Below are 22,916 nucleotides of genomic sequence, written 5' to 3'. Positions count from 1 at the left end.
GTGTCGTCCCACTAAAAAAATCCCGAACCCCGCTTCATGATCGTCTCTTCAAGAGAACAAGGACCTTCCTGGCCGAACAGGTGCCTTCCTGTCACAACCACCGCTGATGAATCAAGCCGCCCTTGTGTATTGCTCCAGGGGATGCCGCTTTTCATCCATCAAGGCCAATCACACGTATAATCCCCTTTTTTGTCATAGCATCGAAACCCTCGCAAACAATCAACGTCTTGATCCCACCAGCACCCCTTGCACTTTCCCTCGCATTGGGCATAGTTTTCGTTGCACCACTTGGCAAACCAACTCCAGTTTCCTCCCCCGTGACAGGGTTTGCACTTAGCCGACTTCCAACTCCAGCACATGGTGAAGTGAGTATCCGCCACCATCTTCTTTGACTTGCCGTCAATGCAGCAGGCGATATAGTGGTCCTTGCAGCCGACTGCGTAGGCAGGGCTTGCCGATATGCCGGCCAACAGGACAAAGAAAACAGCTATCGCTACAATGCAGCCGGTTTTCTTCATATCTCATCCTCCTTGTCATCAGCGATTTCACCAACAGGAATTCCACCCACAGAAAGGTGCACCACCTCGCTGGAGGCATAGCTGAGGCATAACTTCGGATCATGAACGGCTTGATTCACAGCGTGTACAGACCCCGGAATGCCCGAGCCCGGCTTCACGGCTACCGCTTCGACAGAACCAACACCGTGTGAGCAACATATGCCCCACCCTCTTTGTCATAACCAACCCTTACAAGCTGGAGAGCCTTGATTCCTTTGATATCTTCCGCCCCCAGAAACATCGCCTTCGAGACATTAAACGTGATCTCTTTCCCGTCGGCACTGAACTCCCGGAACGGCATGTCCCCCTCCGTCAGGTAATCTTCCCTGTCCGCAACGGCATGGATGGTGATCGTCTTTTCCCCCGCATCCATCCCCGTCACTGCGCCCAGAAAACTGTAGACAACGGTTCTCTTGCCCCCGGGCGCAGCATCTTTCGCCTCCCCCGCAAATGCCTGTCCGGCGAGAAAGGCACATATGATGACCAATCCAATGCATACACGTGACATTTTCATGAATCGCCCCTCCTTTTTTTTGCTCTGTCCTTCATCCTATTGACAAGTTTCGTCGCCTTCCCGGTCAACACAGAATCGCTGGGTAGCACAAAAAGTTGAACGGCTACCGTAACACGCTTTGCATTTTCCTTCGCATTGGCCATGGTTCTCATTACACCATTTAGCGAGATAGGCTAGTTTGTGCCCCCCATTACACGGCATGCAACAAAAGTCTTTCCAGCTCCAGCACATGCTGAAGGAAGTCTTCGCCACGGTCTGCGAATTATTTCCATCAATGCAGCAGGAAACATTCAAGTCATTACAGCCCACCGCATAGACTGAATCGTTCAGCATAAAGACAGACAGGAAAAGCAGAACCACCATGGCCACCATGCAGCCCGCTTTTTTCATGGCTCGCCCTCCCTGTCTTCCCCCATCTTATCGGGCCATGGAAAGCTCCCGCTTCGACAGAACCAGCACCGTGTGGGCGACATACGCTCCGCCCTCTTTGTCATAACCAACCCTGACAAGCGGATGTCCCGTTATGCCGCCGACGTCCTTTGCCCCCAGAAACTTCGCCTTCGAAACATCAAAGGTGATCTCTTTCCCCTCGGCATTGAACTCCCGGAACGGCATGTCGTCTCCCAACAGGTAATTCTCCTTGTCCGCTACGGCCTTGATCGTGATCGTCTTCTTCACTGCATCCGCCTTCACCACCGTGCCCAGAAAACTGTAAATAACGGTCCGCTTGTTTCCGGATGCCGCATCTTTCGCCTCCCCCGCAAAGGCCTGGCCGGCCAGAAAGGCACATACGATGATCAATGCAATGCATACCCGTGATAGCTCTCTCATGAATCGCTCCTCCTCGAAATGAATGTTGATCCTCATCACCCTTTTCGGTGACGGTTTCCCTCCCGACTCCATTGCCTCCCGTGGTTGACGCCCGAATCATCGACAATGCTTATGGCCATCATTATCAAAGCAGCAGACGCCGTCACCTCCCTCTGAAGCCTTCGGTGTCATAAAAAAAGGATTGCGAACTTTGAAGCACCCCTGGCATGTTCCCTGGCATTCGTTGATATAGTTGACATTGCACCATAGAGCTAAATAAGACCATTGCCCGTCATTATTACATGGCACACAGTCAGCCTTTCTCCAGCTCCAGCACATGGTGAATTTGGTCTTGGCCACTGTCTTCGATTCCTTGCCGTCGATGCAGCAGGAGACTGTCTTATCCTGACATCCGACAGCATACGTTGAGTTTACGGATGCGTCGGCAAACAAGAAAAAGAAAACCGCCATTGCGACGATACAGATTGTATTTTTCATGGCTCACCCTCTTTCCCTGTTATCAGTAACAGATTTTCTCGCCATCCTTGCTATAGCAATGTGTATTCGCGCAAAATGGGTCCCATTTATCAATATAACATGCCCAACAATTCCCATGTCCGCATTTTTCCACGTTGTCGTTGCACCATTGAGCCATATAACTCCATTTCCCCCCTCCGTGACATGGCACACATTCAGCCTTTCTCCAGCTCCAGCACATACTGAATTTCGTCTTTGCCACGGTCAGCGATTCATCGGCGTAAAGGCAACAGCTTACTTCCCTGTCCTTACAGCCGACGGCATACGCTGAGTTCACGGATATGCCCGCAACCATGATGAAAAAAACAGCCATCGCCACAATGCAACCCGTTTTCCTCATGGCTCATCCTCCTTTCCTCGGATCATTCACATGTTTGCCGGCCGTCCTTGTCCCAGCAGGTCAGTTTCAGCACACACCGATCACCGGGATCATGAAAACACGCCTTGCACTTCCCCTGGCACTGACCATAGTTGTCGTTGCACCACTCGGCTGCGTAACTCCATTTTCCCCCTCCATGACACGGCACGCATCCAAAGTCTTTCCAGCTCCAGCACCTGGTGAATTTCGTTTTGGCCACCGTCTCCGATTGCTTGCCGTCGATGCAGCAGGAGACTTCCCGATCCGAACAGCCGATTGCCCAGGCCGTGTTTGCGGATATGCCGGCAAGCAGGAGAAAGAAAACCGCCATTGCCACGATGCAGCCCGCTTTTTTCATGTTACTTCCTCCTCATTTTCTCCTATTTCACGAATAAACAGTCTCCCGGCGAAAAAGAGCGCTACACCGCCAGGCCCCCGCAACGTCACCTTTGTTCACGGACAGTTTGATTTGGCAGCGTCGTCCGACCGGACAAAGACCGAACCCCTCTTCACGGCTGCCTCTTCGACAGAACCAATACCGTGTGAGCGACATACGCTCCTCCCTCTTTGTCATAACCAACCCGGATAAGCTGGAGTCTCTTGATGTTGCTGATGTCGTTTGCCCCCAGGAACACCGCTCTCGAGACATCAAAGGTGATCTCTTTCCCATCGGCACTGAACTCCCGGAACGGCATGTCGCCTTCCCTGAGATATTCTTCCTTGTCTGCAACGGCATGGATGGTGATCGTCTTCTTCCCTGCATCCGTCTTCGCAACCGTACCCAGAAAACTGTGGACAACGGTCCTCTGTTTTCCGGATGCCACATCATTTGCCTCACCAGCAAAGGCCTGACCGGCAAGAAAGAAACATACGATGACCAATGCAATGCATACCCGTGACAGCTCTCTCATGAATCGCTCCTCCTTGAGATGAATGTTGATCCTGATTGCGCTCCTCCAGAGGCAGCAGCATCCGCGCCGACAAAACACACTCCCGTGATGGAGTTGAACTCAGGGAGAATGCCAATGGCCGTTGCTGTCCACGCAGCTGAATTTGCCTTTGATGCTGGAAGCCAGGGGTGTCCAGTATGGAGTCTCGTTCTCAATACACCCCTGGCATTTCCCTTGACACTCGCTATTGTTGTCATTGCACCAGCCGGCAAACCAGCTCCACTTCCCCCCTCCGTGACACGGTACGCATCCGACTCTTTTCCAGCTCCAGCACATCGTGAAGGAAGTCTTCGCCAGGGTCTGCGACTTGTCTCCATCAATGCAGCAGGAGACTTCCCAATCCGGACAGCCGCAAGCACAGGCCAAGTTCACGGATGCGCCCGCACTCAGGAGCAACATGACCGCCAGGCTGACGATTCGGATCGGTGTCTTCATTTTTCAGGCTCTAGTGAATGCACAGCTTATCATTGACCGTGTTCCAGCAGGCCGTTCCATTCACACAGGAGTCGATTGGATTTCGAAAACACGCCCAGCATCTGTCTTTGCATTGATCTTTATAGTTCTTGTCGCACCACCTGGCGGCGTAACTCCACTCCTTCTCTCCGCCGCACGGCATGCATCCTAAATGTTTCCAGCTCCAGCACCTGCTGAATTTCGTCTTGGCCACGCTCTGTGATTTATCCGCGTTGACCCAGCAGGACACCTCCTGATCGGAACAACTGACGGCAAAGGATGAGTTTGCCGCAATGCCTGCAATCAGGAGAAACATGACCGCCAATCCGATTACCAGGGTTGTTCGTTTCATGACCTTTCCTCCTTTCCCGGTTTCACCGGCATGACATCCTTCAGGTACAACGGGGGCCGATCTTTCCGGAGATCGACGATTCGAAGATCCGCAAACCAGATTTTCCGCTTGCAATTGCAGGGTAGATGAATCCCGTTGAATTACAATGCTTGTTAATCTTGTAAGCGGTATAGGGGATTGGAAGAATTTCATAGTGACATGGACAGAGTGTCGCGTCATGACGGTTCCGTAGTTCAATTCGCAGTCTCACTCAGTAGCAGGAAGATTGAGCACTCGGAATGACAAGCGACGCCTTGCATCGACAGGATGACGCGTTTTTCTAAAGTAAAACACTCCTTGCCGTCAATATAGCGAACGGTATATTTAACGTACATCGACATAGCCTGGAGTGAATATCAAACCGTCTTCAACGGTAGATTTCATGGGGCGTCGGGTAACCGTTACCAGGGATCGTTGTGCATCCCCAAGGATAACCGATGCTCCGGGAAGACAGATGAAGATCCTGCCGGCACATGGCTCCCTGACCCGGCGGATTGAACTGCCCAGCCTGTGGCAATGATCGATCGCCGGCACATTCCGCGGCCGGCAGGACAGTACAAAGCCACAGGCCGTTCTGGCCCCGGCCCGCCAAAAGGAGGAAACGACATGGCCCTCATGACCCCCGAGCAGTATGAAGAAAGCCTGCGCCGGATGAACCTGAAGGTCTGGCTGATGGGCGAGAAGGTGGAAACCCCCGTGGATCACCCGATCATCCGGCCCTCCATGAACTCTGTGAAGATGACCTACACCCTGGCACAGGACCCGGCCCACGAGGACCTGATGACTGCCGTCTCCCACCTGACGGGGGAGCGGATCAACCGGTTCTGCCACCTCCACCGGAGCACTGACGACCTCGTCAAGAAAGTGAAAATGCAGCGCCTGTTGGGCCAGAAGACCGGGGCATGCTTCCAGCGCTGCGTCGGCATGGACGCCATCAACGCCGTGGACAGCGTCACCTTTGAGATGGACCGGAAGCTCGGCACGTCCTACCACCCGCGCTTCCTGAAATTCCTGCGGAGGATGCAGGAGGAGGACTGGACGGTCGACGGAGCCATGACGGACCCCAAGGGCGACCGGGGGCTTCCGCCGTCGAAGCAGGCCGATCCGGACCTCTTCACGCGCGTGGTGGAGCGGCGGAAGGACGGCATCGTCGTCCGGGGTGCCAAGGCCCACCAGACGGGGGCGATCAATTCCCACTGGATCCTGGTGATGCCGACCATGACCATGACAAAGGAGGACGCCGACTACGCCCTGTCTTTCGTCGCTCCGGCCGACGCCGAGGGGATCTTCTACATCTATGGGCGCCAGTCCTGCGACACGCGAAAACTCGAAGGCGGCGAGATCGACGTGGGCAACCTCCTGTACGGCGGCCACGAGGCCCTGATGGTGTTCGACGACCTGTTCGTCCCCTGGGAGAATGTCTTCATGTGCGGCGAGTACGAATTCAGCGGCGCCCTGGTAGAGCGGTTCGCCGGCTACCACCGCCAGAGTTACGGCGGCTGCAAGGTCGGCGTCGGCGACGTCCTGATCGGCGCGGCGGCCCTGGCGGCGGACTTTAACGGCGCGGCGAAGGCCTCCCACGTGAAGGACAAGCTCATCGAGATGATGCATCTCAACGAGACGCTGTACGCCTGCGGGATCGCCTGCTCGGCGGAGGGGCATCCGACGGCATCGGGGAACTACCTGATCGACCTTCTCCTGGCGAACGTCTGCAAGCAGAACGTGACGCGCTTCCCCTATGAGATCGCCCGGCTCGCCGAGGACATTGCCGGAGGGCTGATGGTCACCATGGCCTCGGAGCGGGACCTGAAGCACCCCGAGATCGGCCCGGTCGTGGAGAAGTACTTCAAGGGGATCGCCTCGGTGCGGACGGAGTCGCGCTGCCGGGTCCTGCGCCTCATCGAGAACATCACCCTCGGAACGGCGGCCGTGGGCTACCGCACGGAGTCCATGCACGGCGCCGGATCGCCCCAGGCGCAGCGGATCATGATCTCCCGGCAGGGCAACCTGGACTACAAGAAGAAGCTGGCCCGGGAAATCGCCAGGATAAAATAGATTCGATCGGTGTCCGATCAAACGGCGACGAATGCGGGACCGAATAGATCCATGACCACGGACAGCATAACGGTCATAAGAGATATGGCCTCCGGGAACGGGATGTCGGCGCTCGTCGTTGAGGGGGGTGCCTTGCGCGGTGTCTTCTCCACGGGCCTCCTGGACGGGTTTCTGGAGGCGGATTTCAATCCTTTCGACCTCTATATCGGTGTCTCCGCAGGCGCCTCCAACCTAGCGGCCTACCTGGCCGGTATGAAGGGCCGCAACGGGCGCATCTACCGGGACTACTCTCTCCGGCCGGAGTTCATCGACTTCGTCCGGTTCCTCCGCGGCGGCCACCTGCTGGATCTGGACTGGCTCTGGGAGATCACCATCCGGGAAATCCGGCTCGACCTGGCGGCCATCTACGCCCGGCAAAAGCCTTTTGTCGTGGTCCTGACGGACGTCCGGACGGGACAGGCCGTTTACCGGCAGACGGCGGCCGAGGACCTGGAGCACACCCTCAAGGCCTCCAGCGCCATCCCGTTGCTTTACAGGAGTTACCCGGAAGTGGACGGACGTGCCTCCACGGACGGCGGCATCGCCGATGCCATTCCGGTCGGCGAAGCGATCCGGCGGGGAGCCCGCCGGGTCATGGTCGTCCGCTCGCGCCCCATGAGCTACGTCAAGCGCTCCGGGATCTCCGACAGGCTGCTTGTCCGCCACGCAAGGAGTTGTCCTCTGCTTGGAGAGGCAATGAAACGGCGCGCCCGGCGCTACAACGAATCGGTGGCCCTGATCCGGAAGCCGCCGGCCGGCATTGAAATCGTGGAAGTCTGCCCGCCCGGCGATTTCCGCGTCTCCCGGCTCAGCCGGGACCGCCGGGTCCTCGACGAGGGATACGAACAGGGGCGCCGGGAGGCCAGGGGGGCGATCCGGCGCTGGAGAACAGGATGAAGCGCATCGGCCTGAAATACTGCGGCGGCTGCAATCCGCAGATCGACCGGACGGCCCTGGTGGTGGAGATTGGATCGCTCTTGCCTCCCGACTGCCGGCTGGAAACGGTGAAGCCGTCCCATGCCTACGGGGTCGCCGTTATGATCTGCGGTTGCCCGACTGCATGCGCGGACCGCCCGGACATCCGGGGCATGGCTCGCCGATGGATCCGGGTGGCCGGCAATACGATCGACTGCGAGTCCCTGCCGCCGGTGGAGCTGGCGGCCCGGGTGATAGAAATCATCGATCGGGCCGGCATGGAGGATAATTCCCATCCGGATAGCCAACCATCCACTTGATTTCTGACGACAATTCACTCCCGGCGGCAGGGGGTTGCACAGCCTTTCCGCCCCGCTCCCTCCATCCATTGACATCCGTGCCGTGCTGGATTAGTGTCCGTTCAGCGCCGGCGGCCTGCTGGCATGCCGGACCGCGACCACCGGGAAGGAGTCTTTACCGTGTCCGGATTTTCCGATCATGTCCTGAGCGTTATGAGGTCCGTCATCGAGTCCGTCTCCGACGGGATCTACATCGCCGATCTCAACGGCTATTACCTGATGGCCAACGCGGCCTTCGAGCGCATCAGCGGCATCAACCGCAAGGAGCTGATCGGCAGGCATACGAATTTCGCCATCGAGAAGAACTGGGTCCCACGAGCCGTAAATCTCGAAGTCCTGAGAGATCATAAGAGCCGCAGCCGCCTGGTCCGCTATCCCAGCGGGCGAGACCTCCTGGTAACGGCGGCCATCGTCTGGGACAGGGACAGTCATCCCCTGGCGGTCATCAGCTCCCTCCGGGACGTGACGGAGCTGAACACCATCAGCCGAGAACTCGAGCAATCCCAGGTCCTGATCGAGCAGTTCAAGAAGCGGATCGACTACCTGGAAGAGCAGCTTGGGAATACGAACAAGTTCTTCGTCGCCCGAAGCACTGAGTTCCGGCACATCCTCGCAGTGGCCAAGAAAGTGGCCTCGTCGGACGCGACAGTCCTCATTACCGGCGACTCGGGAGTCGGGAAGGACGTCCTGGCCCAGTTCATCCATTACCACAGCACGCGTCACCGCCTGGGATCCTTCGTGAAGGTGGACTGCGCCGCTCTGCCTCCGACGCTTCTTGAATCGGAGCTTTTCGGCTATGAAAAGGGTGCCTTCACGGACGCCCGGAGCCAGGGCAAGCAGGGGCTCTTCGAGCTGGCCCACAATGGAACCCTGTTCCTCGACGAAATCGGCGAGTTTCCCCTGGAGCTGCAACCCAAGCTTCTCAACGTGCTGCAGGACCGGGCCATCAAGCGCCTCGGAGGACTGGCCACCCTGCCCATCGACGTGCGCATCATCGCCGCCACGAACATGGACCTGGAACGAATGGTCAAGGAACGGAAATTCCGGAAGGATCTCTACTACCGGCTGAACGTGATCCCCATGCACGTCAGCCCGCTCCGGGAACGGCGGGAGGATGTTCTGCCCCTGATCAAGCACTTTTTGAAGATTTACAACCAGCGCTACCAGACGGATAAGGCACTGTCCATTGACGCCCTCAACGCCCTGATCCAGCACGAGTGGCCCGGAAACGTACGGGAGGTCCGGAACACCGTCGAGCGGATCGTCGTGACCAGTGAGGGGGAGGTGATCACCATGGAAGACCTGCCCCGGGACATCCGGGCGGCCTATGGACATAACCCGCACCCGAGAATGGACGGTATGCGGCAGGCCCTGCAGACGGGCCCTCTCCGCAAGCAGGTGGAGGAGTTCGAGAGAGCCCTGATCCGGCGAACCCTTCGGAAGTTCAGAAATCTGAACGAAGCGGCTAAAGAACTGCAGATCGACCTGTCTACCCTGACCCGTAAGAACCGGAAATACGGTTTGACGGGAATAGTCAAGGATGCAGGATGAGCGGGAACAGCGCAGGCGCGGGTTCACGAAGGCCCTTCGACTGCGGAAGCGGTTCTACCAGAGGGAATATCCGCCGTCAATGAAGACCGTGTCCCCGGTGATGTAGTTGGAGGCGTCCGAGGCCAGAAAGACAGCCAATCCGACCATCTCCTCCGGATTGCCGAAGCGTCCGAAGGGGATTCTCCGGACGAGGAATTCCCGGTTCTCTCCCTCCTGCTGGTCTTTCGTCATCTCCGTCAGAAACCATCCCGGAGCAATGCCGTTCACATGAATATTGAAGGGAGCCCATTCCAGGGCCAGGGTCTTCGTCATGTGGATGATCGCCGCCTTGGAGGCCCCGTAGTGCATGGAGCGGGGAAGGGCTCCCTTCCCCAGGACGGAGCTGACGTTGATCACCTTGCCGGACCGCTGCCGGATCATCACCTTCCCCACGGCCCGGACCGCAAGGAAAATGGATTTCACGTTGGTATCCATCATGTTGCTCCACTCGTCCGCCGTCATGGTGACGACCTTCCTGGAGCCCCCGATCCCCGCGTTGTTGATCAGGATGTCGATGCGGCCGTATTTTTCCGCCACCAGGGCGACCATCCGCTCGACGTCCTCCTCACTCCTCACGTCCGTCGGAACTGCAAGTGCCTCACCGCCTTTTTTGATGATCTCGTCGGCGGTTTCTTCAATGAGACTCTGCGTCCGGCTGACGACGACCAACTTGGCCCCCGCTTCCGCCAGGCCGAGCGCCATGGCCCGACCCAGTCCCTTGCTGCCGCCGGTCACAATGGCGACCCGGCCGCACAGTCCGAACTGATTCAGTACACCCATATCCGTTTTCCTCTCGCGCAATGCCGACGTGTGCCGGCCCTGTCTACATCAGCAGTTCGAACAGCTGCTCCCGCACGGTCCTGCCCCAGTGGGCGTCTTCCTGCTCCTCCTGCAGTTGAAACCCTTCCTTTTCATAGATGTGACGAGCCGCATCGAGCCCGGCAAACGTCGTCAGCCAGACGCGCCGGAAACCGGATCTCCGGCAGAAATCAACGGCCTTCTCCACCAGGGCTTTTCCGATTCCCATCCCCTGGTGCTCCGGTTCGACGATCAGCCAGCGCAGCCGAGCCCCAACGGTCCCTGCGTCCTGCCCGCATATGGCAACGCTCCCGATGACCCGGTCATGCTTCATCGACACCCAGAGGCCGTCCCTGACCGGATCGAAGCGCTCCAGGAAAGGGACCATCTCCATCGCCACCTTGGCCTCAAAGAAGAGGTCGAACCCCCAATGGTGGTGGTAATATCGGCCGTGCAACTCCGTCACCCGGCCGAGGAGGCCCGGGGAATACGCGGAGACCTTTATGATCGTCCAATCGCTCACGGTTGATCTCCGATACCTGATCGTCTGGAAATCTTTTCCCTTTCCGGTTCATCCTGCGAAAAAGGCAATTCGCGGCCACACCCCTTGTAACGGAAACAGACCGGTTCCGCAACCCACGACAGTCCGGCACCTCAGCATCGCCCAATGTTCGCGGAGGCCCGACGGGGGGGGCCAGAGGAAGCATTGGGAAGCTTTTCCATCCTGCCGGCGTATCGATCCGAATACATCACTGGCGGAAACCACCGTGGCAGCCCCCGCGCCCCGGACAAGGCAAAGGGGAAGAACCGGGTGGCTCTTCCCCTTTGGATTCACTCCCGGAACGGCCCGAAGGCCTTCTCCGGGCACGTGTTTCGGGCTTTTAGAACATCTCGATCGCCGTGGCGAGGGAAACACCGCCGCCGCCGCAGAGCGTTGCCATGCCGAGGGTCTTGCCCCGTTTCTTCATGGCGTGGATCAGCGACACCATGAGCCGGCAGCCCGTGGCGCCGACCGGGTGGCCGAGGCCGCAGCCGGACCCGTTGACGTTCGTGATCTCCCGGTTCAGCCCCAGCTCCCGCTCGCAGCCCAGGTACTGGGCAGCGAAGGCCTCGTTCAGCTCGATGAGATCGAAATCGGACAGCTTGATGCCCGACCTGGCCATCAGGTCGTTCACCGCCGGAACGGGACTGAGTCCCATGACGGACGGATGGCAGCCGCCGCGGCCGACGGCCTTGATCTTCGCGAGGGGCTTCAGGCCCAGTTCCTTCGCCTTCTCGGCCGACATGATGACCATGGCGGCTGCTCCGTCGTTGATGCCCGAGGCGTTCCCAGCCGTGACCAGACCGATCTTCGGAACGAAGGCTGCCGGCAGCTTCGCCAGGTCCTCCATGGTGAGGCCCGGACGGAAGTGCTCGTCCTTGTCGAAGATTTTCGGTGGTTTGCCCTTCTTGGTCGGAACTTCGATGGGGACAATCTCCTCCTTGAAGTCGCCCTCGTTGGTGGCCCGCTCGGTGTTGTTGTGGCTCCGCAGGGCCACCTCGTCGATCTCCTGACGGGTCAGGTTGTGCTTCTGGGCGATCAGCTCCGCCGTGATGCCCATGATGTAGGGCTTACCCCGGAACTTTTCGATGATCGGTCCGTCCTTGATGGGCCCCAGCTCCGGGCCGGGCAGGACGTGAGATCCGGCGTGGAGGCCGTGGACGAGGGCGTCCATGAAGATCTGGTCCTGGAAACGGCAGCCCCAGCGAGCCGCCGGAACGATGTAGGGAACCCCGGACATGTGCTCCATGCCTCCGGCCAGGACAATGTCCACCATCCCCGCCTGGATCATGGCCATACCGGAAACGACCGCCTCCATGCCGGAGATGCACACCCGGTTCACCGTGCAGGCCGTGACCGTATCCGGGATGCCTGCCATCAGGGCCGCCACTCGCGCCACGTTCATCGCCTCCGCCGGCTCCATGCAGCAGCCAAACCGCACGTCTCCGATCGTGGCCGGGTCGATTCCCGCCCGCTTGACGGCTTCCTTGATGACCACGCTTCCGATCGCCGGAAGCTGCATGTCCCGGAGCGATCCTCCGAACTCGCCGATGGCCGTCCGGCATGCCGATACAATGACAACATCCTTCATTTCTCGCATTCCTCCCTTTCCGCGATTGCCCGCATCTCTTCCCGAACCCTCCTCCCTGATCAAGGGGCGGAGAGAAACGGTGCGTCCCCTTTCGACGGCCGGTTCTCTCCACCCCATACAGGGATTGGAGTGAAATGGAATGATGTGTCCCCGTTGCGGGAACCGGCCCGTCCTTATCTCGCCTGGAGATACCGACCGATGGTCATGATCTCCGCTTCCTTCGTCCCCTCGTACAGCTCCAGGATCTTCGCGTCCCGGTACCACTTCTGGACCGAGTACTCATCGATGTACCCATATCCTCCGTGAAGTTCGACGCCTGCATTCGCACAGAACACCGCCGTCTGGCCGCTGTAGAACTTCGCCATCGCCGCCAGCGTGTAGTCCGGCTTGCCCTGGTCGATCAGCCACGCCGACTTGTACACCAATCCGCGCAACGCCTCAATCTGAATCACCATCTCCGTCAGCTTCTTCTGCGAAAGCTGGTAGTTCCCGATCGGCTGGCCGAAGGCCGTCCGCTCCTTCACGTATTTCACCGACGTCTCCAGGCACGCCTCCGAAAGCCCGAGCCCCTGCGCCGAGACCATGACTCGGGTCGTGTCGAAGAAGTGCATCAGCTGGATGAACCCCTTCCCTTCCTTCCCGATCAGGTTCGCCTGCGGAACACGGACGTCCTCCAGCGCGATCTCCGCCGTGTCGCTCGCCCGGATCCCCAGCTTCCCCTTGATCTTGTTCCGCGTGATCCCCGGGGTATCCATCGGGACGATGATCAGGCTGAAGCTGTTGTGTTTCTTTTCATCGGGGTTCGTGATGCACGCCGTCACCATGAAGTCCGCAACCGTTCCGTTCGTGATGAACATCTTGTTCCCGTTGATCACGTAGTCCGACCCGTCCTTCACGGCCCGCGTCTTGTACCCCGACGCGTCCGTCCCCGCGTTCGGCTCCGTGTATCCGCCCGAGCTCACCCAGTCGCCCGCACATACCGGCGGCAGATACTTCTTCTTCAGCTCCTCGCTGCCGTACTGGAAGATCGACTCACAGCCGAAGCACGCCGCCACCACATTCAGGCCGATCCCCATGTCCACCTTCGACAGCTCCTCCGTGATGATCGCGTTCCCCAGGCTTCCCGCGTTCGCCCCGCCATACTCCTCCGGGATCCAGGCCCCCACCAGGCCGTTCTCCGCCGCCTTCTTCCGGATCTCCGGGGTGTACTTCTCGTGCTCGTCACACTCTTTCGAAATCGGCGTGAACTCCGCCACCGCGAACTTGTACGCCATCTCCTTCAACATCTTCAGTTCTTCCGACAGCTCGTAATCCATTGCCATCCTCCTTCTTCAATTGGAAGGCCCGTCAGGGCCCTCATCCACCGATGGTGGAATGTTGACTCACTTTCCTGCCCGCGGCGGCTCTCCGTCAGCCTTTCCGTACGTTGAATCGATCGGGGCGAGGGCTAACACCGCAGGCGGGCGTTTTTCATCAGCCCATTTAAGGCTGTTCAAAAGGGGCTGGATGCAAGGCGCCCGAAATTCCGTGCCGCGAGGCGTACTTCTTTGTACGTTGAGCGGCACGGAATGAGGGCAACGCCGCAGGCGGGCGTTTTTCAGCGGCCCGTTCATGACCTCCCTCAAGGGCCGTTCAAAAATGCCCGAATGCAAGGCGCCCGAAGCCCCGAGTCGTGAGGCGTACTTTTTCGTACGTCGAATGGCTCGGGGCGAGGGCAACGCCGCAAGCGGGCGTTTTTCAACGGCCCGCCCATCAGAATCCGCCCAGGGACCATTGTTTATTCAGCCAGTGCATCTTCTTCGCCTCCTCCAGGAGACCGTCCCGGAAGTCCGGGTGGGCCAGTTTCACGATCGCCAGAACACGCTCCGGAATCGAGAGGCCTTTCAGGTAGGCCACACCTTGCTCCGTCACCAGGAAGGAGACGTCCGTCCGCGGCACCGTCACGATCTCGCCGGGGGGAAGCGTGGGATTGATCTTGGATTTCAGGTTTCCGTCCTTGTCCTTGTAGGTGGAGTGGAAAGCCAGGATGGACTTGTTCCCGGAGTATCCGATCGGCGGCAGGCCTTTCGTCGATCGATAGTAGGCGCCCCGGACGAAGGCCAGCTGGCCGCCCGTCCCCGAATACTCATGGAAGCCGATGGACTCGGAACTGACTTGTCCCTGAAGATCCACGCCGAGAATGGCATTGATGGAGATCAGGTCCCTGTTCAGGGCGATCACGTTGGGATCATTCGTGAAATCGACGGGATACATGGCCAGGGCCGGGTTGTGGTCGATCCAGTCATAGAGCTTGCGGCTGCCGATGGAGAAGGCCCAGACGATCTTCTCCGGCAGGAAGGTCTTCTTGCGGCCCGTGATGAGGCCTGCCTCGTGAAGCTCCATGATGGCTTCCGTCACCATCTCCGTGTGGATCCCGATGTCCCGGGCGCCGCTGTCCGCCAGGAGGCGGAGCACCGTGTCGGGAAGGCCGCCGATGCCGATCTGGAGGCAGGGTCCGTCCTTGGGGATCAGTTCGGCGATGTGCCCGGCGATGGCCCGGTCCGTGTCCGAGGCCGGCGCGGAGGGAATGGTGATGATCTTGTCCGTCTTGTTCTCGATGACCCGGTCAACCTGGGAAATGTGGATGCACTCGTCGTACCCCCCGTAGCACCAGGGCATGTCCTCGATCACTTCCACGACCCGGATCTTCGCCTTCTCGAAGACGGCTTTCTTGAAGTTGTTCAGGGGTCCGAAGTTGAAATACCCGTGCTTGTCCATGGGGGTCACCGTCTGGACCGCCATGTCCACTTCGATGTCCTCCCGGTAGATCCGGCCACTCTCCCCGAAATTGTAGGGGATGTGGGTACCCCGGTTCTCGGCGATGTAGCGTCGGGTGTGCCCCAGGATATGCCAGTTGGCTGTCCAGAAACTCTTTCCTTCCGGATCCTTCTCCATGATCTCCAGGGGAGTCAGGTGGCCCAGCATGCGCACCTTGACACCCTTCACGTCGCCCGCCCGCGCAGCCAGAGCTCTGTCAAAGGCACGGGGCATCTGGACCGTCCCGTAGTCTACCCACATGCCGTCTTTCACCAGAGCCGCCGCTTGTTCCGGAGTTGCCAGTTTGTTGCCGTACTTCGACATTGCGAAACCTCCCTCCTGTTTACTTACCCCCTGCGCCGACCCGGCCATGCGGGGGCAGCGCTTTGCACATTTGCAAAAGGCAAACCATCTGCGGAAGGAGAAAAATTGTTATTCATATTCATCTGTTTCGTAGGCCAGATAACCGGCAGGGGCATTTCCGCCCTGTGCACAAGTGCACAATCGGGCATTTCTGCATATCCGCGATCTCCCCGTCATTCCGCAATGCCGCCCAGGATCTCCCGGGCGATGATCATGCGCTGGACCTCCGATGTACCGCCTCCGATGGTCTGGAGCTTGGCATCGCGCATCATCCGCTCCACGGGGAACTCCTTCATGTACCCGTAACCGCCGAGGATCTGGACGGCCTCCGTGGTGATCCGCATGGCCGCCTCGGAGGTGTAGAGCTTTGCATAGGCAGCTGTCAGGTTCATCTCCCGGTGTTTTCCCTGGTCGGCCAGGAGGGCTCCCTTGTAGGTGATGAGGCGTCCCAGCTCGATCTCCATGGCCATGTCGGCCAGCTTGGCCTGGATGAGCTGGAAGGCGGCAATGGGCTTCCCGAACTGGACCCTTTCCTTCGCGTACTTCAGGGCCACCTCGTAGGCCCCCCGGGCGAGCCCCAGGGACATGGCCCCCAGGCAGACCCGCTCCGTGTTGAGGCCGCCCATCAGGACCAGGAATCCCTTATTTTCTTTTCCCAGGAGGTTCTCCTTGGGAACCCGGCAGTCTTCGAAGATCAGCTCTCCCGTCGGCGAGCCCCGCCACCCCATCTTCTCGAATTTCTTCCCCCGGGAAAAGCCCGGGAAATCCTTCTCGATGATGAAGGCCGATACGCCGTGGGCCTTCTTTTCAGGAGCCGTCTTGGCATAAACCACAAAGACGTCTCCAACAGGACCGTTGGAGATGAAAATCTTGGACCCGTTGAAGAGATAATGATCGCCCCTGTCCTCGGCCCGGAGCTTCATGGACATGACATCGGAACCGGCGGAGGGCTCCGTCATGGCCAAGCCGCCGATCTTCTCGCCCCGGCAGAGGGGTGGAAGGTATTTTTCCAACTGTGCCGGTGTCCCGTTCCGGCGGATGTTGTCCATGCACAGGCAGACATGGGTTCCCCAGGAAGCGGCGGTGGAGAGGCAGACGGCAGACAGCTCCTCCGTAATGATGCACAGTTCCGTGTACCCTGCTCCGGCGCCGCCATACTCGACCGGCGCCGTCAGACCCGCCAGTCCCATGGCGGCGAGTTTTCGGAAGCTCTCTTCGGGAAAACGCTCCCGTTCATCGATTTCATACGCCAGAGGAGCCACTTCCCTCTCGGCAAAGCTGCGGATCGTCTCCCGCAACATCTTCTGCTCGTCGGTAAAAGGAATCATTCCGTAACCTCCCGCAGAAAAAAGGAAGGGACATGCTCCGGGGCATGGCCCTTCCTCTGTCCAGTTACAGGAACTTCAGGATCACGTCCCGGCAGCCTCCGCGCCGGACCGGACGTTTCGCCCGAGCCCGCCCCGGACGGGGGAAACCCGGGACGGGCACGGAATCCAGTCTTTGTCAGAACGTCTTCTTTTTAATCAGGCCCCGTTCGCGGCCTGCCTTTTCCAGCTCCTCGCGGAATTTCGGGTGGGCGATGGCGATCAGCGCTTCCGCCCGCTCCGGCTCGGAACGGCCGTAGAGGTCCGCAACGCCCCATTCCGTCACGATGAATCCGGCATAGTGGCGGGGCACCGTGACCCGCGAGCCCCAGGTGGTGTATGGAACGATCCTGGATACCGTATCGTTCAGGGTCGTCGATGGAACCAGGTTGATGGCCCGGCCGCCCTTGGACCAGAAGGAGCCGACCACGAAGTCCAACTGGCCGCCTGAGCCCGTCCGCATCAGGTTTCCTACGGATTCGGAGCAGATCTGGCCCGTCAGGTCCACCTCGATGGATCCGTTGATGGCCACCACGTTTTCTTCCTGGGAAATGATGCCGATATGGTTGGCATAGATGGTGGGACGGAACTCCACCATGGGGTTGTTCCCCAGGAATTCATAGAGTTCCTTGTCGCCCATCGTGAAGGCCAGGACGATCTTGCCGGGGTTGATCTTCTTGTACTTGCAGCTGACGACTCCCTTCTCAACCAGCCGATGAGTCCCCGCGGGGGCCATCTCCGTGTGGATCCCCAGGTCCTTCAGGCCCGAATGCTCCAGCAGCTTGCTGATGGCCGCCGGCACGGCGCCGATGCCTACCTGGATACAATCGCGGTCGCGAAGCAGGCCGACGACGTTTTCGGCCATCTTTCGCTCCTGCTCGTTGGCATCCGGGGTGGGAACGGCAATGACCGGGTTGGGATTCTCCACGAAGGCCGTGAAGCGGCTCACATGGAAGTTCGTCTGGCCATACGTGCGCGGCATGTTGCTGTTCACTTCCGCGATGATCCATTCGCACTGGTCCATGATGTGCTCGGTGTAGAACGTGTCGAGACCGAGGCTCACGAAGCCGTGTTCGTCCGGCGGTGTAACCTGCAGGACGATGCCGGTGCGGCGCGGGAAGACCCTGTTCCGATGGGCGTTCTTGATGGCGATGTCGGAGCTCTGGGCCGGCCAGAAATTGGACCATTCGCTCTTGGCCAGCTCCTGCAGGTGCGGCGTGCTGTAGAAGCCGCAGACCAGCTTGAAGGTGTCGCGGTACTCCGGCTTGAAGATCTTGTAGGGCCGGAGGACAAGGGCAAAACAGTACTCCACGTCCTTCAGCTCGTCCTTCCGGTCCGCGATGGCGTCCATGATCGGCATGGCGGGCTGCCCCAGGAGAAGGGGGGTCCAGAAACGATCACCCGATTTGACGATCTTCGCCGCTTCCTGCGCTGACATCAGCCTGCTTGTGTAGACTTCCTTCCAACTCATGAATATCCCTCCTGTTGATTTTATTGCGCACGGCCCCGCCCTGCAGCGGGTACAACTCACCCGCCGAAGACGCTTCCGTTTGGCTCGCAAAGAAAAGTAAAGACCTTCCGTGGCCGACTCCGGCCTCCGGTTCCCCCTGGAGAGAATATCATCCGCATCCCATGCAGGGTTCCCTCCCGCTTGAACCGCCCGGGGAGAGGCGACACTCCCCTGCCCCGGGTCGGAATCAAGAAGGGATGCGGCGTAGATCCAAATTACAGCGGCTTGAAATACTTCAGGTCCATGATATGCGCTTTCCGGTCGTTGCTCCAGACCGCTTTGAGGCGCATGCCGTTTTTGACTATTTTTCGTGTTTTTTCAAAATCCGAGACATCGAAGCCACCAAGAATATGCAGGAAATCGACGTCCGTTCCGTCCAGCCGGAGCAGTGCGCTGATGAACGGCGGCTCCGTCGGCATGCCGAAATAACGGTAGTTCACGTAGCTCCATGCCGTCAGCGTTCCTGTCTGGGCCACTTCAACCCACTCGTCGGTGTCGACGAAGCAGCGGGGACAGAAGCTCCGTGCCGGTACCAGGATCCGGTTGCACTTGGTGCACTTGGTCCCCAGGATCTTCTTCTCCGCCATTCCCTCGAAAAACCGGGTCCAGACAGGGCCGTATGCCAGTTCGTAGGGAAGCCGGATTTCCGTCATCAACGTCTTATATTCCTTCGACATGGTATTCTCCTCCGTCCGTATTCTTAAAGTTCGGATCCGACAATCATGATCCCGTTGAACTGGTCCACGCCGCCCATGGCATGGCTCAGGGCCGTCTTCGCCTTGGGGATCTGGTGTTCCCCCGCCTTGCCCGTCACCTGGAGCACCGTCTCGGCAACCCGGATCAGGCCGGTAGCGCCGATGGGATTCGTGCAGAGCACACCCCCTGAGGGATCGCAGGGCAGTTCGCCTTTCTTGTCGAAGGTCCCCTTCAGGACCATATCGGGAGCCCCGCCAGGCTCGCAGAAACCGAAGCACTCGTAGAAGAGCATCTCCTGGAAGGTGAAGGGGTTGTAGACTTCCGCCACGTCCAGGTCCTTGCGTGGATTCTTGATCCCGGCCTGATCGTAGGCCTGCTTCGCCGCCTGGACGGCTCCCTGCCAGAGCCCCTTGTCGCTGTCGCCGAAGTAGTACTCCTCACCCCGGTACCCCACTCCCTTGACCCAGGCGGTCTTGCGACCGAGCTTCTTCGCCATGTTTTTGGATACGAAGATCATGGCGCAGGCCCCGTCCGAGGTGGGACAGACGTCGAGAAGCCGCACGGGATAGGTGATGACCCGGGCGTTCTTCACGTCGTCCATGGTCACCCGGATCTTTACGTGGGCATAGGGATTTTCGAAGGCCGCGTTGTGGTGCTCGACGGAGATGTGCGCCGCCGCGTCGCGGATCTTTGCTTCGGGAATCCCGTAGCGATCCGCCCACATCTGGGACTGCATGGAAAACACCCCCGGCGCGCCGGCAATGAAATACCTCTGGTAGAAGGGTTCGGCAACCGTCGTCATGGTGGCCTGGGCGTCCCCTTCGTTCATCTTTTCGTGACCCACCGCCAGCACGACGTCGGCCATCCCCGAGGAGACCCAGTAATAGGCGGTGTGGGCGATGGAGACCCCCGTGGATCCGCAGGTCTCCGTCTTCAGGATCGGCTTTCCGACGGCCTGCATGGCGTCGGCAAAATAGAAATGCGTCAGGGCCACTCCTTCCATCATGGACGGCATCGTACCCGAGACCACCCCGTCAATATCGGAAGGTTCCAGCCCGCTGTCCTCAAATACGCGCAGCACCGCCTCGCGGACAAGTTCCGGATATGCCACATCCATGCGCCGGCCGTGCTTCGTCTGCCCGACTCCGATGATTCCTACCGGTCTTCCCATAACCCTCCTCCTATACGCCAATGATGGCGACGGCGTGGCACTGCCCGGCGAATCCATGGGTCCCATGGGCCAGGGCCGTCTTCACCTTCTTGTCCACCTGGTGCTCCCCCGCCTCGCCGCGGACCTGCAGGAATCCCTCCGCAAGCCTCTGCAGCCCCCGGGACACGTACGGGTTGTTCGCCAGGACTCCTCCGGAGGGATTGACCGGCAGGGCACCGTCGATTTCCATGGCTCCCTTGTCGATCATCTTGCCGGCACCGCCGGGCTTGCAGAGCCCCAGCTCCTCGCACCAGAGCAGTTCCTGGAATGCGTAGGGTTCGGTGATTTCCGCCACATCGATTTCCTTCTTCGGGTCCTTGATGCCCGCCATCTTGTAGGCCCGGGCGGCGGCGGTTTTCAGCTGCGTGTCCAGGAGGTCCCGGTCGCCGAGGAAGTACGTGTCCAGGGAGGACCCGTAGCCCTTGAACCAGACGGGCTTGTCCGTCAGCTTCTTCGCCTTCTTCTCCGAGGCCAGGAGCATCGCCACGAAGCCTTCCGACTTGGGCGCGATCTGGAGGTCCGTCAACGGGGCCGCGGCGGGGGCGGAATTCAGAATATCCGCTACGGTGTACTTGCCACGACGGTCCGCGTAGGGATTGCGGAGGGCATTGCCGAGATTCTTCACGGCCACCTTCGCGCACTGTTCTTTCGTAATCCCGTATTTCTCCATGTACGCCTGCATCTGGAAAGCCGCGGACGTGGTTTCCGTCAGCCCCAGGTTCCGGTGATAGAAGGGGTCGCCGAACATCAGCGTGCAGGTGTCGTTCTCCGGATTCTCCGATCCCTTGCACAGGGCCAGGATCAGGCAGTTGTCGTACTGGCCGGACATGATCCGCATGGCTCCGTACATGAAGGCGAACAGGGATTCGCCGTCCTGCCGGGAGGCATTCTTCAGAAAGGCCCCCGTCGTTTCCCAGTAATACGCGTTCGCGCAGGAGATGCCGCCGTGGAAGATGTCCGACGACGCCGATACGACCGTCCCCAGGTCGTCCCGGGTCATTCCGGCCTTGTCCAGGCACTCCCGCGTCACCCGATAGGCCTGGTCATAGAAATTATCCTTTGACGCAGGCCCGGCACTTTGTGCCACGGACACAATCGCTACCTTTTTCGACATAGGCTTCCTTCCTTTCCATCCAGTGGATGAATCCGATCAACCCATCAGCAGTTCCCGGGCAATGATCATCCTTCTCATTTCCGACGTGCCCGCCCCCAGGGTGCCGAGTTTCGAATCCCGCCAGAAACGCTGGACGGGGTATTCGAGGCAGTACCCGTAACCGCCGTGGACCTGGACCGCCTCGGTACACACCTTGTCGGCGGCCTCGGCGGTGAAGAGGATCGCCGCCGCCGCCAGCTTGTGGACCTCGGTGCCCTTGCCGCCCTTATCCGCCTGGCCGGCGAGGATGCAGGCCTTGTAGCACATGAGCCTCGACGCCTCGATGAGCGTATACATGTCCGCCAGTTTCGCCTGGATCAACTGGAACGAGGCAATGGGCTTGCCGAACTGGACACGCTCCTTGGCATACTTGAAAGCCTCGGCGAACGCCCCTTCCGCGATGCCCAGGGCGAAGGTGGAGAGGAACGCCCGTTCCACGTCGAGGCCGCGCATCATGACGGCGATCCCCCCGTTCTCGACCCCCAGGACGTTTTCCACGGGGATGCGGCAGTCTTCCAGCAGCAGCTCACCGGTCCGGGAGCCGCGGTTGCCGACCTTGTGCAGGGCCCGGGACACGGAGAATCCGGGCAGGGTCGTGTCCAGGATGAAGGCGGTGATCCCTTTCGGACCGGCTGCCTTGTCCGTCTTGGTGTACAGGATGATGGTCCGGGCGTCTGGCCCGTTGGTGATGAAGGTTTTGCGTCCGTTGACAACGTAGGCGTCGCCGTCGCGCCGGGCCGCCGTCTGGATGCTGACGGCGTCGGAACCGGCATTGGGCTCCGTGAGACCGAGGGCACCAACATGCTCCCCGGTACAGAGCGGGGGCAGGTACTTTTTCCGCTGGGCCTCGTTTCCGTTGTGATACAGGTTGTGCATGCAGAGGTTGGCATGGGCTCCGTAGGACAGGGATACGGCCGGGATCACCTTTGCCAGTTCTTCCACGACCAGTGCACCCGCGAGGACATCCGATCCGGCGCCGCCGTACTCCGGCGGAATCGTGATCCCCAGAACCCCCAGATCTCCAAGCTTTTTCCACATGCCCTCCGGCCACTTGTCCTCGAGATCCGTCTCTTCCGCGATGGGCTTCAGCTCCCTGGCAGCAAACTGGGCCACACTCTCCCTGAGCATACGATGCTCGTCTTTCAACTCGAAATCCATCGACCCCTCCTTTCACGGCCCTCCTTGTTATGAGGGTATCCGTTCATCCTATTTTTGATTTGCACAAAGGATGCCACGCACATTTCGACAGATATTCCAGTGATATTGAAATGTTGTGTTTGTCGCAACAAATATCGGCACAGCCTTGACAGTCGCTATTCGGTCAGTTGCTCGCATGTGGACACAAAGGTTGACAGCCCGGCGGTCT

20 protein-coding genes are annotated in these 22,916 nt (G+C 59.5%); 4 read left to right on the top strand and 16 right to left on the bottom strand.

Annotated elements, in window-relative coordinates; all coding sequences use genetic code 11:
• Positions 1-678: 678 nt before the first annotated feature.
• The 5 genes from PLO63_03585 to PLO63_03565 all read right to left on the bottom strand — a co-directional run bounded on the left by PLO63_03585 (position 679) and on the right by PLO63_03565 (position 4,531).
• Positions 679-1,071 (bottom strand): hypothetical protein, encoded by a 393-nt coding sequence (locus PLO63_03585; GenBank protein HOI73209.1) that lies wholly within the window; start codon positions 1,069-1,071, stop codon positions 679-681.
• A gap of 417 nt (positions 1,072-1,488) precedes the next feature.
• On the bottom strand, positions 1,489-1,902 hold the full coding sequence (locus tag PLO63_03580; protein HOI73208.1) for a hypothetical protein: 414 nt from the start codon (positions 1,900-1,902) through the stop codon (positions 1,489-1,491).
• Positions 1,903-2,780: 878 nt separating this feature from the next.
• Positions 2,781-3,134, bottom strand: coding sequence for a hypothetical protein (locus PLO63_03575; protein ID HOI73207.1), 354 nt, complete (start codon positions 3,132-3,134; stop codon positions 2,781-2,783).
• A gap of 151 nt (positions 3,135-3,285) precedes the next feature.
• Complete coding sequence (locus tag PLO63_03570; protein ID HOI73206.1) at positions 3,286-3,600, bottom strand: hypothetical protein; 315 nt, start codon at positions 3,598-3,600, stop codon at positions 3,286-3,288.
• A gap of 571 nt (positions 3,601-4,171) precedes the next feature.
• Positions 4,172-4,531, bottom strand: a complete 360-nt coding sequence (locus PLO63_03565) for a hypothetical protein (protein HOI73205.1) — start codon at positions 4,529-4,531, stop codon at positions 4,172-4,174.
• Between the two features lie 645 nt (positions 4,532-5,176).
• Here PLO63_03565 and PLO63_03560 point away from each other — a divergent pair.
• The 4 genes from PLO63_03560 (at position 5,177) to PLO63_03545 (ending at position 9,489) form a co-directional block, all read left to right on the top strand.
• Positions 5,177-6,625, top strand: a complete 1,449-nt coding sequence (locus PLO63_03560; protein ID HOI73204.1) for a 4-hydroxyphenylacetate 3-hydroxylase family protein — start codon at positions 5,177-5,179, stop codon at positions 6,623-6,625.
• A 51-nt stretch (positions 6,626-6,676) separates the two neighbouring features.
• On the top strand, positions 6,677-7,561 hold the full coding sequence (locus PLO63_03555; GenBank protein ID HOI73203.1) for a patatin family protein: 885 nt from the start codon (positions 6,677-6,679) through the stop codon (positions 7,559-7,561).
• Positions 7,558-7,899 carry a hypothetical protein gene (locus PLO63_03550; protein ID HOI73202.1) on the top strand — a complete coding sequence of 114 codons (342 nt, stop codon included), beginning with the start codon at positions 7,558-7,560 and terminating at the stop codon, positions 7,897-7,899. The genes PLO63_03555 and PLO63_03550 overlap by 4 nt, the downstream gene beginning before the upstream one ends.
• A 159-nt stretch (positions 7,900-8,058) precedes the next feature.
• Positions 8,059-9,489: a sigma 54-interacting transcriptional regulator gene (locus PLO63_03545; protein ID HOI73201.1), complete on the top strand. Its 1,431-nt coding sequence runs from the start codon at positions 8,059-8,061 to the stop codon at positions 9,487-9,489.
• Positions 9,490-9,543: 54 nt separating this feature from the next.
• Here the strand turns inward: PLO63_03545 and PLO63_03540 are convergent, their stop codons facing one another.
• The 11 genes from PLO63_03540 to PLO63_03490 all read right to left on the bottom strand — a co-directional run bounded on the left by PLO63_03540 (position 9,544) and on the right by PLO63_03490 (position 22,708).
• A complete protein-coding gene (locus PLO63_03540; protein HOI73200.1) occupies positions 9,544-10,308 on the bottom strand; it encodes a glucose 1-dehydrogenase in 765 nt (254 codons plus the stop codon).
• A 43-nt stretch (positions 10,309-10,351) separates the two neighbouring features.
• Positions 10,352-10,849 (bottom strand): GNAT family N-acetyltransferase, encoded by a 498-nt coding sequence (locus PLO63_03535; GenBank protein ID HOI73199.1) that lies wholly within the window; start codon positions 10,847-10,849, stop codon positions 10,352-10,354.
• A 358-nt stretch (positions 10,850-11,207) separates the two neighbouring features.
• Positions 11,208-12,458, bottom strand: coding sequence for an acetyl-CoA C-acyltransferase (locus tag PLO63_03530; protein HOI73198.1), 1,251 nt, complete (start codon positions 12,456-12,458; stop codon positions 11,208-11,210).
• A gap of 173 nt (positions 12,459-12,631) precedes the next feature.
• A complete protein-coding gene (locus PLO63_03525; GenBank protein HOI73197.1) occupies positions 12,632-13,774 on the bottom strand; it encodes an acyl-CoA dehydrogenase family protein in 1,143 nt (380 codons plus the stop codon).
• Between the two features lie 436 nt (positions 13,775-14,210).
• The gene (locus tag PLO63_03520) at positions 14,211-15,578 is read right to left on the bottom strand and encodes an acetyl-CoA hydrolase/transferase C-terminal domain-containing protein (GenBank protein ID HOI73196.1); all 1,368 of its coding nucleotides are present in this window, start codon (positions 15,576-15,578) and stop codon (positions 14,211-14,213) included.
• Between the two features lie 212 nt (positions 15,579-15,790).
• Complete coding sequence (locus tag PLO63_03515) at positions 15,791-16,945, bottom strand: acyl-CoA dehydrogenase family protein (GenBank protein HOI73195.1); 1,155 nt, start codon at positions 16,943-16,945, stop codon at positions 15,791-15,793.
• A 175-nt stretch (positions 16,946-17,120) separates the two neighbouring features.
• Positions 17,121-18,452, bottom strand: coding sequence for an acetyl-CoA hydrolase/transferase C-terminal domain-containing protein (locus PLO63_03510; GenBank protein HOI73194.1), 1,332 nt, complete (start codon positions 18,450-18,452; stop codon positions 17,121-17,123).
• 254 nt (positions 18,453-18,706) lie between these two features.
• Positions 18,707-19,168 carry a Zn-ribbon domain-containing OB-fold protein gene (locus PLO63_03505; GenBank protein HOI73193.1) on the bottom strand — a complete coding sequence of 154 codons (462 nt, stop codon included), beginning with the start codon at positions 19,166-19,168 and terminating at the stop codon, positions 18,707-18,709.
• 23 nt (positions 19,169-19,191) lie between these two features.
• Positions 19,192-20,358 (bottom strand): hypothetical protein, encoded by a 1,167-nt coding sequence (locus PLO63_03500; protein ID HOI73192.1) that lies wholly within the window; start codon positions 20,356-20,358, stop codon positions 19,192-19,194.
• A gap of 10 nt (positions 20,359-20,368) precedes the next feature.
• A complete protein-coding gene (locus PLO63_03495) occupies positions 20,369-21,511 on the bottom strand; it encodes a thiolase family protein (GenBank protein HOI73191.1) in 1,143 nt (380 codons plus the stop codon).
• A gap of 36 nt (positions 21,512-21,547) precedes the next feature.
• Positions 21,548-22,708, bottom strand: a complete 1,161-nt coding sequence (locus tag PLO63_03490; GenBank protein ID HOI73190.1) for an acyl-CoA dehydrogenase family protein — start codon at positions 22,706-22,708, stop codon at positions 21,548-21,550.
• Positions 22,709-22,916 lie beyond the last annotated feature (208 nt).

It is taken from the genome of Syntrophales bacterium (assembly GCA_035363115.1).
Taxonomy (GTDB): domain Bacteria; phylum Desulfobacterota; class Syntrophia; order Syntrophales; family PHBD01; genus PHBD01.
The sequence above is the reverse complement of the archived record's forward strand: the minus strand, read 5'-3'. Positions and strand labels throughout refer to the sequence as shown.